Annotated in this window: 11 protein-coding genes and 1 other RNA gene; 6 read left to right on the plus strand and 6 right to left on the minus strand. The window is 56.5% G+C overall.

The genetic code is table 11. From position 1 onward, the window contains the following. Positions 1 to 61: 61 nt before the first annotated feature. From hemP to ppsR, 3 genes are all read right to left on the minus strand, one after another. Positions 62 to 250 (minus strand): hemin uptake protein HemP, encoded by a 189-nt coding sequence (gene hemP, locus ACOQH0_RS09335; protein ID WP_421512085.1) that lies wholly within the window; start codon positions 248 to 250, stop codon positions 62 to 64. A 172-nt stretch (positions 251 to 422) separates the two neighbouring features. Next, positions 423 to 1,469 (minus strand): 3-deoxy-7-phosphoheptulonate synthase AroH, encoded by a 1,047-nt coding sequence (gene aroH, locus ACOQH0_RS09340; RefSeq protein ID WP_421512086.1) that lies wholly within the window; start codon positions 1,467 to 1,469, stop codon positions 423 to 425. Positions 1,470 to 1,621: 152 nt separating this feature from the next. Beyond that, a complete protein-coding gene (ppsR, locus tag ACOQH0_RS09345; RefSeq protein WP_042719439.1) occupies positions 1,622 to 2,455 on the minus strand; it encodes a posphoenolpyruvate synthetase regulatory kinase/phosphorylase PpsR in 834 nt (277 codons plus the stop codon). Between the two features lie 335 nt (positions 2,456 to 2,790). Between ppsR and ppsA the strand changes: the two genes are divergently transcribed. The 3 genes from ppsA to ACOQH0_RS09360 all read left to right on the plus strand — a co-directional run bounded on the left by ppsA (position 2,791) and on the right by ACOQH0_RS09360 (position 9,183). After that, a complete protein-coding gene (gene ppsA / locus ACOQH0_RS09350; protein ID WP_421512088.1) occupies positions 2,791 to 5,169 on the plus strand; it encodes a phosphoenolpyruvate synthase in 2,379 nt (792 codons plus the stop codon). Between the two features lie 234 nt (positions 5,170 to 5,403). Continuing rightward, positions 5,404 to 6,804 (plus strand): MFS transporter, encoded by a 1,401-nt coding sequence (locus ACOQH0_RS09355; RefSeq protein WP_256459737.1) that lies wholly within the window; start codon positions 5,404 to 5,406, stop codon positions 6,802 to 6,804. 3 nt (positions 6,805 to 6,807) lie between these two features. Continuing rightward, positions 6,808 to 9,183 (plus strand): glycoside hydrolase family 3 N-terminal domain-containing protein, encoded by a 2,376-nt coding sequence (locus tag ACOQH0_RS09360; protein WP_421512090.1) that lies wholly within the window; start codon positions 6,808 to 6,810, stop codon positions 9,181 to 9,183. Positions 9,184 to 9,188: 5 nt separating this feature from the next. On the opposite strand, the gene rprA is transcribed toward ACOQH0_RS09360, so the two are convergent. Both rprA and ydiK read right to left on the minus strand, forming a co-directional pair. Beyond that, positions 9,189 to 9,296, minus strand: an RNA gene (gene rprA / locus ACOQH0_RS09365) — antisense sRNA RprA. A gap of 209 nt (positions 9,297 to 9,505) precedes the next feature. Beyond that, on the minus strand, positions 9,506 to 10,621 hold the full coding sequence (gene ydiK / locus ACOQH0_RS09370; protein WP_010430184.1) for an AI-2E family transporter YdiK: 1,116 nt from the start codon (positions 10,619 to 10,621) through the stop codon (positions 9,506 to 9,508). A gap of 200 nt (positions 10,622 to 10,821) precedes the next feature. Between ydiK and ydiJ the strand changes: the two genes are divergently transcribed. From ydiJ to ACOQH0_RS09385, 3 genes are all read left to right on the plus strand, one after another. Continuing rightward, a complete protein-coding gene (ydiJ, locus tag ACOQH0_RS09375; RefSeq protein WP_421512091.1) occupies positions 10,822 to 13,878 on the plus strand; it encodes a D-2-hydroxyglutarate dehydrogenase YdiJ in 3,057 nt (1,018 codons plus the stop codon). Further along, positions 13,875 to 14,285, plus strand: coding sequence for a 1,4-dihydroxy-2-naphthoyl-CoA hydrolase (gene menI / locus ACOQH0_RS09380; protein ID WP_042715638.1), 411 nt, complete (start codon positions 13,875 to 13,877; stop codon positions 14,283 to 14,285). Before ydiJ ends, menI begins: the two co-directional genes overlap by 4 nt. A gap of 86 nt (positions 14,286 to 14,371) precedes the next feature. Further along, the gene (locus ACOQH0_RS09385) at positions 14,372 to 14,566 is read left to right on the plus strand and encodes a YdiH family protein (protein WP_010430192.1); all 195 of its coding nucleotides are present in this window, start codon (positions 14,372 to 14,374) and stop codon (positions 14,564 to 14,566) included. Positions 14,567 to 14,612: 46 nt separating this feature from the next. Here ACOQH0_RS09385 and ACOQH0_RS09390 read toward each other — a convergent pair whose 3' ends face one another. Continuing rightward, positions 14,613 to 15,239, minus strand: coding sequence for a helix-turn-helix domain-containing protein (locus ACOQH0_RS09390; protein ID WP_108416825.1), 627 nt, complete (start codon positions 15,237 to 15,239; stop codon positions 14,613 to 14,615). Positions 15,240 to 15,301: the final 62 nt, after the last annotated feature.

A 15,301-nucleotide genomic window follows, 5' to 3' on the forward strand; every position in this document is an offset into this window, starting at 1 on the left:
GAATTGAAAAGCGCTGGCTGCCTGGGGATAACCTGGGTGGCTGGCGAAATTATCGTGTTGTTTATTTAGTCAGGATCAGTTTTCCGGCATAGGTCTGGCGCAGAAGATAGTGCTGGCCGTCATGCTCGATAATGACCCGCCCCTCATCACCGAGCAGGGTTTTGCTGTCGATACGGCGATCGGTGGAGGTGGGGGAAGGCGCTGTGTGTGTTTTTATTGGCGTTGCCGCGCTGTTATCCGTACGTGACATAATGTTTATAAATAACAATCAATGTAACAATGATAATCATTATCAATAAACTGCAAATTCACGGCAAGCGTTTTTGTGAAAATTGTGTGACGGGATCAAATTTGTGGGCGAGGTGAGGTCTGATGCCCTCACCCCGACCCTCTCCCACAGGGAGAGGGAGAAGGGCTGGATTTTAGAAGCGCGTATCGACCGCAGCTGCCAGCTTATCCAGCAGCAGTTCGCTGTCTTCCCAGCTCAGGCACGGGTCGGTGATCGACTGGCCGTAAACCATCTGCTGCCCGGTAACGATTTTCTGCGTGCCTTCTTTGAGGAAGCTTTCCGCCATAATGCCTGCCACGGCGGTGGAACCGCTGCGGATCTGCTGGCAGATCTCATCGCAGACATCCAACTGGCGACGGTGCTGCTTCTGGCAGTTGCCGTGGCTGAAATCCACCACCAGGTGTTCCGGCAGCTCGAACTCGGCCAGCGTTTCGCAGGCTGCTGCGATATCTTGCGCATGATAATTCGGTTTTTTGCCGCCGCGCATAATGATATGCCCGTACGGATTACCGCTGGTCTGGTAGATGGTCATGTGACCGCTCTTATCCGGCGACAGGAACATATGGCTGGCACGCGAGGCGCGGATCGCGTCGACCGCAATGCGCGTGTTGCCATCGGTCCCGTTTTTAAAGCCGACCGGACAGGAGAGAGCGGAGGCCATCTCACGGTGGATCTGACTTTCGGTGGTCCGTGCGCCAATTGCGCCCCAGCTGATCAGATCGGCGATAAACTGCCCGGTCACCATATCGAGAAACTCGGTCGCCGTCGGAACGCCCAGCTCGTTGACCTGTAAAAGCAGCTTCCGCGCCAGCTCAATACCGTGGTTCACGCGATAGCTGCCGTTGAGGTCAGGATCGGAAATCAGTCCCTTCCAGCCCACCACGGTGCGCGGTTTTTCAAAGTAGGTGCGCATGACGATCTCAAGGCGATGCTGATACTTCTCACGCATCCCCTGAAGACGTTTTGCGTAGTCCATCGCGGCATCCAGGTCGTGAATGGAGCAGGGGCCAATCACCACCAGAAGGCGCTTGTCTTCGCCGTTCAGGATTTTTTCAATGCGGCGGCGGGACGCCGTTACATGTTCCGCAACGCCTGCGGAAACGGGGTGCCGCTGGGCCAGTTCAGCCGGAGTCACCAGGCTATCAATGCGCGCAGTGCGGAGTTCGTCGGTTTTGTTCATGGAATGTCTCAGAATTTTTGTGCTTCATCGGCAGACTACCGGGAAGTGATGGGCATCACCTTAAACCAATCCCTGCTGATTTCAAGTTCGGGGCAAATTCGCCCCGATGATGCCCATTATGATAACTGAAACTGGATTAATGTACTAGCATATTAGTACATGCGGCGATTCAGCCCCATGATGTCGAGGATTTTGGTAGCAATTTCTTCTACAGAATAGTTGGTGCTGTTCAGCCACGGGATCTGGTTTTTGCGGTACAGCGCTTCAACCTCGGAAACTTCCATCCGGCACTGGCGCATGGAGGCGTAGCGGCTGTTCTCGCGGCGCTCTTCGCGGATGGCGGCGAGGCGCTCCGGGTTAATGGTCAGGCCGAACAGCTTGTGCTGCAGCGGCTTAAGGGCGGCGGGCAGCACAAGGTTATCCATGTCATCAGCGATGAACGGGTAGTTTGCGGCGCGAATGCCAAACTGCATGGCCAGATAGAGGCTGGTCGGGGTTTTGCCGCAGCGCGACACGCCCAGCAGGATCACCTGCGCCTGGTCAAGATTACGCAGCGAGATCCCGTCGTCGTGGGCGAGGGTGTAGTCAATGGCGGCGATACGCGCATCGTACTTGGTCAGGTTGCCGGGGTTCAGCCCGTGTGTACGGTGGGCGATGGGCGTCGGGTCGAGCTTGAGCTCGCTCTGCAACGGTGCCACCAGCGCCTGCACGATGTCCTGGCAGAAGCCTTCACTTTGCAGAATGATGCTGCGAATTTCCGGGATAACAATCGAATAGAACACCAGCGGGCGCACGCCGGTCTGCTGGAAAATGGCGTCAATCTGGTCTTTCACCGCTTTGGCGCGGCTCTCATTTTCCACAAAGGGCAGCGTGATGCTGTTAATCGAAACGGGAAACTGCGACATCACCGCGTGCCCCAGCACCTCGGCGGTGATCGCCGTACCATCAGAAATATAAAAAACGTGGCGATCGACAGCACTATCCATTTTATCCACCCTGAATATCAGACCTAATTGCCTGAAAGCATAAATTAAAAAAGTAAATTACACAGCAAAGAACTTATCCTAATTATAAATGAAACGGTGTTTTTGATTTTCCTGAAAAGTGGATTTCATTTTTCAAATAGCGACTTAATTTTTGTGGTTTTAGGCTGAATATATAGGAATCATCGGTTTAGCGAGTGATGGGAAAGTATCCGAAAAGTTGAAAATTTAAATTGCTTACACGATTCACCGTTTTTTTAGCGGAAGTAAATATGCCAGTATAAATACGTAGTCAGGTGTTTCTTACTCCGATCAAATATCACAAAAGGATTGTTTCGATGTCCAACAATGGCTCGTCACCGCTGGTGCTTTGGTATAACCAACTCGGCATGAATGATGTAGACAGAGTTGGGGGCAAAAATGCCTCCCTGGGTGAAATGATTACAAATCTGTCCGGTATGGGTGTTTCCGTACCAAACGGGTTTGCCACCACCGCCGATGCCTTTAACCTGTTTTTAGACCAGAGCGGTGTTAACCAGCGCATTTACGACCTGCTGGATAAAACGGATATTGATGACGTCACCGAGCTTGCCAAAGCCGGGTCACAAATCCGCCAGTGGATCATCGACACACCTTTCCAGCCGGAACTGGAAAAAGCCATTCATGACGCGTACAACCAGCTCTCTGCTGACGATGCGCAGGCCTCCTTTGCTGTGCGTTCTTCTGCAACCGCAGAAGATATGCCCGATGCCTCGTTCGCCGGACAGCAGGAAACCTTCCTGAACGTTCAGGGTTACGATGCGGTGCTGGTGGCGGTGAAGCACGTGTTTGCTTCCCTGTTTAATGATCGCGCCATCTCCTATCGCGTGCACCAGGGCTACGACCATCGCGGCGTCGCGCTTTCCGCCGGCGTGCAGCGCATGGTGCGTTCGGACGTAGGTTCTTCCGGCGTGATGTTCTCCATTGATACCGAATCCGGCTTCGACCAGGTGGTGTTTATCACCTCCGCGTGGGGCCTGGGCGAGATGGTGGTGCAGGGCGCGGTAAACCCTGACGAATTCTACGTCCACAAGCCTACGCTGGCGGCTAACCGACCGGCGGTGGTGCGCCGCACCATGGGCTCGAAAAAAATTCGCATGATCTATGCCCCAACCCAGGAGCATGGCAAGCAGGTTAAGATTGAAGATGTGCCGCAGGAGCAGCGCGACCGCTTCTCCCTGACCGACGCCGAAGTGGAAGAGCTGGCGAAGCAGGCGGTGCAGATCGAAAAACACTACGGCCGTCCGATGGATATCGAATGGGCGAAAGACGGTAACACCGGCAAGCTGTTTATCGTGCAGGCGCGTCCGGAAACCGTCCGCTCTCGTGGTCAGGTGATGGAGCGTTATACGCTGCACGCGCAGGGCAAAATCGTGGCGGAAGGCCGCGCCATCGGTCACCGTATCGGTGCTGGTCCGGTGAAAGTGATCCACGACATCAGCGAGATGAACCGCATTGAGCCAGGCGACGTGCTGGTGACCGACATGACCGACCCGGACTGGGAACCGATCATGAAGAAAGCGGCGGCTATCGTCACCAACCGCGGCGGTCGTACCTGTCACGCGGCGATCATTGCCCGCGAGCTGGGTATTCCTGCGGTTGTCGGCTGCGGTGACGCCACCGAGCGCATGCAGGACGGGCAGAACGTGACCGTCTCCTGTGCCGAAGGCGATACCGGCTACGTGTACGCCGACATCCTCGACTTCAGCGTGAAGAGCTCCAGCGTGGATACCATGCCGGACCTGCCGCTGAAGATCATGATGAACGTCGGTAACCCGGACCGCGCGTTTGACTTCGCCTGCCTGCCGAACGAAGGCGTGGGCCTGGCGCGTCTGGAATTCATCATCAACCGTATGATCGGCGTTCACCCGCGCGCGCTGTTGGAGTTTGACGACCAGGAGCCGAAGCTGCAGAACGAAATCCGCGAGATGATGAAAGGCTACGACTCACCAAGAGAGTTCTACGTCGGCCGTCTGACCGAAGGGATCGCGACGCTGGGCGCGGCGTTCTACCCGAAACGCGTGATTGTGCGTCTGTCAGACTTTAAGTCTAACGAATACGCCAACCTGGTGGGCGGCGAGCGCTACGAGCCGGAAGAAGAGAACCCGATGCTGGGCTTCCGCGGGGCCGGACGCTACGTGTCCGACAGCTTCCGCGACTGTTTCGCGCTGGAGTGTGACGCGGTGAAACGCGTGCGCAACGACATGGGGCTGACCAACGTGGAGATTATGATCCCGTTCGTGCGTACCGTGGACCAGGCGAAAGCGGTGGTGGACGAGCTGGCGCGTCAGGGGCTGAAGCGCGGCGAGAACGGGCTGAAGATCATCATGATGTGCGAAATCCCGTCCAACGCCCTGCTGGCCGAGCAGTTCCTGGAGCACTTCGACGGCTTCTCTATCGGCTCGAACGACATGACGCAGCTGGCGCTCGGTCTGGACCGCGACTCTGGCGTGGTCTCTGAGCTGTTCGACGAGCGTAACGAGGCGGTGAAAGCGCTGCTCTCGATGTCCATCCGCGCGGCGAAGAAGCAGGGGAAATACGTCGGGATCTGCGGTCAGGGTCCGTCCGACCATGAAGACTTTGCCGCCTGGCTGATGGAAGAGGGGATTGATAGTCTCTCCCTGAACCCGGACACCGTGGTGCAAACCTGGCTGAGCCTGGCGGAACTGAATAAGTAACCGCGTAATAACGGAAAAAGGCGAGGAGATATCTCCTCGCCTTTTTTTATTTCCGCCCGAATATGCTCCCCATCACAAATAAAACAAAAAACCAAATATCATAATTTGTCTGTTAATTTAGACAATTGTTAGCGCGCAAAGCGTTGCTAATACTTGAGCCTTACTGCGCACTTCCCTTCAGATGATGCGCAACTGGTTGAAATACGTTTTAACCTGATAAAAAGGCAAATAACAATGACAATCTCCTCTGTATTACGTACGAAAGATAAAATAGGTTATGGCTTAGGCGATATGGCCAGCGCGCTGGTCTGGCAAACGGCGACGTTATTTCTCGCCTATTTTTATACGGACGTTTTTGGCTTGCCCGCCGCGATTATGGGCACCATGTTTTTAGTGGTGCGCGTGGTCGATGCATTTATCGATCCCTGCATTGGCGCACTCGTCGACCGCACGCAAACGCGCCACGGTCGTTTTCGCCCCTGGCTGCTGTGGTTTGCTATTCCGTTTGGCGTCAGCTGTCTGATTACCTTCTATGTGCCGGACGTCGGGCCGACCGGGAAAATCGTCTATGCCTGCGTGACTTACGCCATTCTGAGCCTTATCTACTCGGCGATTAACGTGCCTTACTGCGCCATGCCGGGGGCGCTGACGCTGGATCCCCGCGAACGTCACTCTCTGCAATCCTGGCGCTTTGGGTTGTCCTTTATCGGCGGGCTGATCGTGACGGTGATTGCCCTGCCGCTGGTGTCACAGCTGGGGCAAGGTAACGTACAGAAAGGCTATTTCTATGCCATGAGCCTGATGGGGCTGCTGGGTATTGTTTTATTCTTCTGCTGCTTCCTGATGACCCGCGAACGTTATTCACCACGAAATGATACCTCCGGCTCCATGCTGACGGATTTAAAACTGCTGACCAAAAACAGCCAGTGGCGAATTGTGTTCGTGTTTAATATTCTGCTGTTAACGGCTGTCGTGACGCGTGGCTCTGCCACCATGTATTACGTCAATTATGTGCTGCTGCGCCCGGAACTGGTCTTTGCCTTTATTGTTTCAGGCATGGTGGCCTCATTAAGCGGGGCATTATTATCTGAACGCCTGCTCGGAAAATTTGATCGCGTTCGCGCCTATCAGTGGACCATTATGACGTTCGTGATTTTCGGGGCGCTGATTTTCTTCATTCCGCCTTCGCAGGTCTGGCTGATATTCGGCCTCAACATCGTTTTTAGCTTTATTCAAAACCTGACCACGCCGCTCCAGTGGACCATGTTCTCCGACGTGGTGGATTACGAAGAGCATCGCAGCGGTCGTCGTCTGGACGGTCTGGTCTTCTCTACCGCGCTGTTTGCCATCAAGTTTGGGCTGGCGCTGGGCGGGGCCGTGGTCGGTTGGGTGCTTGGCATGGTGGATTACGCACCGGGCCAGGTGACACAGGCGCCGCACGTGCTCTCTACCATCAACGCACTCTTTACGCTCATTCCTTGCGTGCTGTTCCTCTGCATGGTGGCGCTTCTTTCCATTTACAAACTCAACAGTCGGCTGGTGGATTCCATTGCCCGTGAACTTGCGGGCAAGCGTGATGTGCGTCCCGATGCAGGAAAGCTCAGCCCGGCAACCCATTCTGCAATACAGGAGTAAAACATGACGGCTATCTATAAGGACGCAGGACGTCCGGTACACGAGCGCGTCGCCGATTTACTGGCGCGCATGACCCCGGAAGAGAAGTTTGCCCAGATGCACGCGTACTGGCTGATCCTCGATGAAAACGGCAATCACCGCGAACGGAGCGATCTCAGCGATGAGTTCGCAGGCGTGAGCGAGCAGGCCTCGCTCAGCGAACGGCTGAAGCTGGGTGTGGGGCAGATCACGCGTCCGCTCGGCACGCATATTGTTGATGCGAAAACGGGCGTGCGCGCGGCCAACCGACTTCAGCGCATGATGATGGAAGAGACGCGCCTCGGTATTCCGGCGCTGTTCCACGAGGAGTGTCTGGTGGGGCTGCTGTGCAAAGACGCAACACTGTTCCCGTCCTCGCTGAACTATGGGTCGACCTGGGACCCTGAGCTGGTGCAGCGGGCGGCGGAGCAGATTGGCAAAGAGGCGCGCTCCGTCGGCTGTCAGCAGGGGCTGGCGCCGGTGCTGGACGTGTCCCGCGACGTGCGCTGGGGGCGTACCGAAGAGACCTTCGGCGAAGATCCCTGGCTGGTGGGGGTGATGGCGACCGCCTACGTGAAGGGGTTACAGGGCGATAAACGCGACCTGCTGGCGACCCTGAAACATTACGTTGGCCACTCGTTTAGCGAAGGGGCGCGCAACCACGCGCCGGTGCACCTCGGGTTTAGCGAGCTGAATGATACCTTCCTGCTGCCGTTTGAAATGGCGGTGAAGCTGGCCAACGCCGGTTCGGTCATGCCCGCCTACCACGATATTGATAATCAGCCGGGTCACAGCGACAGCTTCCTGCTTACCACCGTCCTGCGTGAACAGTGGGGATTCGATGGGATTATTGTGGCGGACTACGGCGGCGTCAGCCTGTTGCACCAGCACCACGGGATTTCCCACGACGCGGCCGAATCTGCTGCGCTGGCGTTCAACGCCGGGCTGGACGTTGAGCTGCCGAAAGATGACTGCGCGCGCCATCTGGCGGAAGCGGTAGAGCGTGGGCTGATTTCGATGGCGAAGGTGGACGAGATCGTGGCGCGTACGCTGACGGAAAAATTCCGCCTTGGCCTGTTTGAACGTCCCTATGCCGATGAGCAGGGCAGCGATCTGCAAAATGAGACGACCCGGCAGGTGGCGCGTGATGTCGCGACAACGTCGATCACGCTTCTGGAAAACAATGGCATTCTGCCCCTCGGCGGAAAGCCTCGCGTTGCGCTGGTCGGCCCGACGGCAGACGATCCGCTGGCGTTACTCAGCGGTTACAGCTTCCCGGTACACCTGATCATCAGCGACATGGTGGAAGAGACGTCGCAGGTGACGACCCCGCGCGCGGCGCTGGAACACTATCTGGGTGCATCGAACGTGCGCTATGCCAAAGGGTGCCACATCATTGAAAAACGGATGGCGGGCGCGCCGGTCTTCCCCGGCGACAGTGGTGGTAAGCCGATGCAGCAGTCGCCGGTTTCACTGAGCACCGCACTGATCCCCGAGGCGGTAGACGCCGCGCAACAAAGTGACGTGGTGGTGGCCTGCGTTGGCGATCTGGCCGGGCTGTTCCAGAGCGGCACCGTGGGTGAAGGCTCAGATACTGACTCATTGAATCTGCCTGGCGTGCAGCAACAGCTGCTGGAAGCGCTGGTCGCCACTGGTAAACCGGTGATCGTAGTGATGACCGGCGGGCGTCCGTACAACCTTCAGGGCCTCGAAGATAAGGTCGCGGCGCTGATGATGGCCTGGGCGCCCGGGCAGGAAGGGGGCTGGGCGATTGCGGACGTGCTGACGGGGCGGGCGGAGCCGCAGGGGCGTCTGGTGGTGAGCGTGCCGAAAAGCGCCGGAGCAATGCCGTATTACTACAACCACAAGCTCAAAAGCGGCGGCACGCCGTTTGCGTTCCATTTCGGTTCGCGTTACCCGTTTGGCTTCGGCCTCGGCTGGACGCAGTTTAGCTGGGGAGCGGCAAAAGTGGCGGCATCCAGCGTGCCGGTCGACGGCGAGGTGACGCTGAATGTGGATATCACCAATACCGGTGAGCGCAGCGGCAGCGAGGTGGTACAGGTTTACGTCAGGGATAAGGTCGCCACGCAGGTGCGGCCGCTTCAGGAGCTGAAGGCCTTCCAGCGCGTCACGCTCTCGCCGGGCGAAACCGCCACGCTCACCTTTACGCTACCGGTTGAGATGTTCAACTTTACCCGTCGCGACGGGAAACGCATCGTTGAGCCGGGTGAGTTTGAGCTACAGGTTGGCGCTTCATCGGCGGATATTCGCGAGACGGTGACGGTCAATGTCACCGGAGAGACGCGGGTGCTGCCTGCTGAGTGGCGGATGCTCAGCACCTGTCAGGTCAAACGCGCGTAGTCAGGATAAAAAAAAGCCCATCGTGGGAGATGGGCAAAGACTACACACAGCAATTCGTTGTTTCACTCAGGGGATTTCCATGCTTATAAATCAAGGTGTTGATTTATAACCGTGTCCTAATAGTAGGCATGTCGGCTTTTAGCGTCGATCAGATTCGTCTCAATAGTTAAAGAGACGTAAAGATTTCTTGAGGTTAGCAGTGGACTTGCTGCTGAAATGGCGGGTCTGACCAGTGAGTAATGAATAAATACTTTAGCAGCATTTAAGTATTATACGAAAGCATGAAGGCCGGGTAAGCGTTAGCGCCACCCGGCCAAAAGGCTTAATGCGTGTTCTTCTCTTCCAGCTCTTCCAGTTCGCTCAGGATCACATCCGGGTCCGTACCCGGAGGGGGTACTTCATGCACCCAGGCCGAGAAGAGACGCCACGTCACTGCGAGCAGCACCGGGCCAATAAAGAGGCCGATCATCCCAAACGCGATTAACCCGCCGATAACGCCTGACAGGATCAGAATCAACGGTAAATCAGCCCCCATGCGGATCAGTATCGGGCGAATGACGTTATCCATGGTGCCGACCACGCAGCTCCAGACCAGAAGCACGGTGCCCCAGGTGGTATCGCCCGTCCAGTAGAGCCAAATGATGGAAGGCACCAGCACCAGCAACGGTCCCAGTTGCGCAAGACAGGTCATCAGCATGACAACGGTGAATACGGTAGCGTACGGCACGCCGGAAATGGCCAGGCCGATACCGCCCAGCACCGCCTGCACCAGCGCGGTCACCACCACGCCCAGCGCAACGGCACGGACGGCTTGCGCAGCCAGCAGCACGGCGGCATCGCCGCGTTTACCCGCCAGTCGGGTGGCAAAATGACGCACCCCAAGGGCAACCTGCTCACCGCGCCAGTACAGGAGCGCGCTAAAGACCAGCATCAGCGCGCAGTGCATCATAAAGCGCCCAATGTGCGCCGCCTGACCGACAAACCAGGTGGTGGTGGTGCCAATATACGGCCGCACTTTCGCGATCAGCGCGCTGCCGCCCATCTCCAGCAGGCTGTGCCAGCCGCTGTAGAGTTTCGCGCCGACCAGTGGAATGCTGTTAAGCCACGCGAGATCCGGCAACGTCAGATCCCCGCTGGTGGCGGCACGGATAACCGGGCCACTGGAGTCGACAAGACTATTTACCAGCAGGGCAATCGGAATAATAAATAGCATGAACAGCAGCAGCGTCATGACCAGCACCGCCAGGCCACGGCGGCCAAACAGCAGTTTCTGCAGCCGTAATAGCAGAGGCCAGGTGGCGACGACAACGGTAGCGGCCCACGCAAAGCCAAGCACGAAGGGTTGAACAATCCACAGACACGCAATAATCATCAGGGCTAAAAACAGCACCGACAGCAAAATTTGCGCAACATCCCTGGGCTGACGAAGATTGACCATAAATGTAACTTTCCTTAAATGAACACCAGCATGGCTGGCGAGAACGTGAACCACCTTTCTCTAATCATTAGTGATATCAGCGATTTTTGACAGGCGGATTTTGCCCGTAATTCTGCTGAGCGCATAAGAAAAAAATGTGATAAAAAGTTGTGATACAACGCAAACGATTTCCACAACAACTCTAATTAGGGTCGACAGTGATGATCCCACAGATTTCTCAGGCACCTGGCGTCGTTCAGCTGGTGCTTAATTTTTTGCAAGCACTGGAGCAACAGGGTTTTACAGGTGATACCGCCACGAATTATGCCGACAGGCTGACAATGGCGACCGATAACAGTATCTACCAGCTTCTCCCCGATGCCGTCGTTTTTCCACGCTCTACAGCGGATGTGGCGCTGATTGCCCGTCTGGCCTCGCAGGAGCGCTTCACCTCCCTGGTTTTCACACCCCGTGGCGGCGGTACCGGCACCAACGGGCAGGCGCTGAACCAGGGCATCATCATCGATATGTCCCGCTATATGAACCGCATCATTGAAATCAACCCTGAAGAGGGATGGGTGCGCGTGGAAGCGGGGGTTATCAAAGATCAGCTTAATCAATTCTTAAAACCGTACGGCTACTTTTTTGCGCCGGAACTGTCGACCAGCAACCGGGCGACCATTGGCGGGATGATCAATACCGACGCATCCGGCCAGGGCTCTCTGGTCTACGGTAAAACTTCCGATCACGTGCTGGGCGTGCGCGCGGTGCTTCTGGGGGGCGACATCCTCGATACCCAGCCAATGCCGGTCGAGCTGGCCGAGACGCTGGGTAAAGAGAGCACGGCGAGCGGGCGGATTTATCGCACCGTGCTGGAGCGCTGTCGCGATAACCGTCAGCTGATCCTCGACAAATTCCCGAAACTGAACCGCTTCCTGACGGGTTACGATCTGCGTCACGTCTTTAACGACGACCTGACCCAGTTCGATTTAACCCGCGTGCTGACCGGTTCGGAAGGTACGCTGGCGTTTATTACCGAAGCGCGTCTGGATATTACCCGGCTGCCGAAGGTGCGTCGCCTGGTGAACGTTAAATACAACTCCTTCGATTCTGCCCTGCGCAATGCGCCGTTTATGGTGGATGCGCGGGCGTTGTCGGTGGAAACCGTTGACTCAAAAGTGTTGAACCTGGCAAGGGAAGATATCGTCTGGCATTCGGTCAGTGAGCTGATTACCGATGTACCCGACAAAGAGATGCTCGGTCTGAACATCGTTGAGTTCGCTGGCGATGACGCCGAACTGATCGAACGTCAGGTTAGCACGCTGTGCCAGCGGCTGGACGAACTGATTGCACGTGGTGAAGGCGGCGTGATCGGCTGGCAGCTGTGCAACGATCTCTCCGGCATTGAGCGTATCTACGCGATGCGTAAAAAAGCGGTGGGGCTGCTCGGGAACGCGAAAGGGGCCGCGAAGCCGATTCCGTTTGCCGAGGATACCTGCGTGCCGCCGGAACATCTGGCGGATTACATCGTTGAATTCCGCGCGCTGCTGGACAGCCACGGCCTGAGCTACGGCATGTTTGGCCACGTGGACGCGGGCGTGCTGCACGTGCGTCCGGCGCTGGATATGTGCGACCCGCAGCAGGAGATCCTGATGAAGGAGATCTCCGACGACGTGGTGGCCTTAACCGCCAAATATGGCGGCCTGCTGTGGGGTGAGCACGGCAAAGGGTTCCGCGCGGAGTACAGCCCGGCGTTCTTCGGGGAGCAGCTCTTCGGTGAACTGCGTAAGGTCAAAGCGGCATTCGACCCGGATAATCGCCTCAACCCTGGCAAGATTTGCCCGCCGGAGGGCGTTGACGCGCCAATGCTGCAGGTGGATGCGGTCAAGCGCGGCACCTATGACCGACAAATCCCGATTGCGGTGCGCTCTTCCTGGCGTGGCGCGATGGAGTGCAACGGCAACGGCCTGTGCTTTAACTTCGATGTGAAGAGCCCGATGTGCCCGTCGATGAAAATCACCAGCAACCGTATCCACTCGCCAAAAGGGCGTGCGACGCTGGTGCGCGAGTGGCTGCGACTGCTGGCGGACCGCGGCGTCGATCCGCTCAAGCTTGAGCAGGAACTGCCGGAAAAACGCGCCAGCCTGCGTTCCCTTATCGAACGCACCCGCAACAGCTGGCATGCGAATAAAGGCGAATACGACTTCTCGCATGAAGTGAAAGAGGCCATGTCCGGCTGCCTGGCCTGCAAGGCCTGTTCGACGCAGTGTCCGATCAAAATCGACGTGCCGGAGTTCCGCTCGCGCTTCCTGCAACTGTATCACACGCGCTATCTGCGACCGATGCGCGACCATCTGGTGGCGACGGTGGAAAGCTACGCCCCGCTGATGGCGCGTGCGCCGAAGACCTTTAACTTCTTTATCAATCAGCCGCTGGTGCGCAAGCTTTCCGAAAAACATATCGGCATGGTGGATCTGCCGCTGCTCTCGACACCGTCGCTGCAGCGCCAGCTGGTGGGACACCGCTCGGCAAACATGACGCTGGAGCAGCTTGAAGCCCTGAGTGATGCGCAAAAAACCAACGTGGTGCTGGTGGTGCAGGATCCGTTTACCAGTTATTACGATGCGCAGGTGGTGGCCGATTTTATCCGTCTGGCGGAAAAAGTGGGCTACCAGCCGGTTGTGCTGCCGTTCTCCCCGAATGGCAAGGCGCAGCACATTAAGGGCTTCCTGACCCGTTTTGCGAAGACGGCGCAGAAAACGTCTGACTTCCTGAATCGCGTGGCGCAGCTTGGGATACCCATGGTCGGCGTCGATCCGGCGCTGGTACTGTGCTACCGCGATGAGTACAAGCAGACGCTGGGCGAAAAACGCGGTGATTTCCACGTCATGCTGGTACACGAGTGGCTGCCTTTAGCGCTACAGCAAACTGCCGCACGAGAGGCCAGCGGTGAGCCCTGGTATCTCTTTGGCCACTGTACTGAAGTTACGGCACTGCCGGGTGCGCCTGCCCAGTGGGCCGCTATTTTTGCCCGTTTTGGCGCGAAGCTGGAAAACGTCAGCGTGGGCTGCTGCGGTATGGCAGGTACCTACGGGCACGAAGTGAAAAACCACGCCAATTCGCTTGGGATCTATGAATTATCGTGGCAACAGGCGATGCAGCGTCTACCGCGTAACCGCTGTCTGGCCACGGGGTATTCGTGTCGCAGCCAGGTAAAACGCGTTGAGGGTAACGGCGTTCGCCATCCATTACAGGCTTTGCTGGAGATTATCGGATGATCTGGAAACGTGCGGTGACGCTGCAGGCGTTAAACGCCATGGGCGAGGGAAACATGGTGGGGCTGCTGGACATCCAGTTTACCCGCATTGGCGAGAATGAGCTGGAAGCGACGATGCCCGTCGATAGCCGCACGCATCAGCCGTTCGGTTTGCTGCACGGCGGCGCGTCCGTTGTGCTGGCCGAAACGCTGGGTTCGGTTGCGGGCTATCTCTGTACCGAAGGGGAGCAGAAGGTTGTCGGGCTGGAGGTGAACGCTAACCATATCCGCTCTGTTCGCAGTGGGCGCGTGCGCGGTATTTGCCGCGCGCTTCATGCCGGGAGCCGTCATCAGGTATGGCAGATCGATATTCTCGATGAGCAGGAACGCCTGTGCTGCTCCTCAAGACTGACGACGGCAGTTGTGTAAAGTTTCCTGATGTTTTTGCCCATGGTCAAAAACTAGCCAGTGCGTTGTGATATACTGGTCAGGATTTGTACATAAGCGAGGACATCATGGATACTGAAATAACCCCAACCCAACTGGCAATTGAATATTTACGTCGCGATAAGAGCAACCTGTCTCCGGCGCAGTACCTGAAAAAACTGAAACAACTTGAGCTGGAATTTGCAGATTTGCTGGCGCTCTCTTCAAACGAGCTGAAAGAAGAGATCTATTTTGCCTGGCGGTTGGGCGTTCACGTCCATTGAGTGCGAATGAAAAGGCCGCGTATGCGGCCTTTTTTGTGTCTGGAATTCAGTATTTGGCGGGAAGCTTATTGATTTTTATCAGCCTGCCTTCATCGATTTCAATAAATCCGCCTGTTTTGAGATCGGCCAGAATGCGCATAACGCCACTGCGCGAGAGCTGCGTTTTTTCCCTGATATACCTTTCTGCCGTCACGCCGAGCCGATAAGCCTCATCTTCCTCCATCAGCTTAACAAGCTGCTGGCGAATCATCTCATACGCCGTCGGTGCGCCTTGTGGCATTACGTTGTTATACAGTCGGCTATAGACAAACATCAGCTGGTTAGAAAGCAGCCCCCATAACGCTTTCTCTTTAATAATTTCACTGACCTTCTCGGTAGGGAGAATGCCAATCAGGCATGGGCTCACGGTTTTGATGTAATCATTGAAATAAATGTCCGTCAGATTCGCGAGACCAAACAGAGCAGGGCTGCGGGCGGTGGAGAGCATCATGTCATCGCTTCTGCGGTAGACGGCAATTGTCCCCTCCAGAATTAAATAACAGATCCCCTTGCCGTTGACCTGAAGATCGAATTGCTCACCACGGCCTGTTCTGCGCGCGGTGCAGTACGGCTCTAAATAGGAGATCAGTTCCCGGGCGTAGGGAGAGCCGCGATGTTGTTGTGCTGAAGACATTGTCTGAAACCTGAAAAAGACCGGACTGATTATAGTGTCGCTCTTATCCTCTACCTTCTCCA

It is taken from the genome of Enterobacter sp. JS8-1, from assembly GCF_049187015.1.
Taxonomy (GTDB): Bacteria; Pseudomonadota; Gammaproteobacteria; order Enterobacterales; family Enterobacteriaceae; genus Enterobacter; species Enterobacter mori.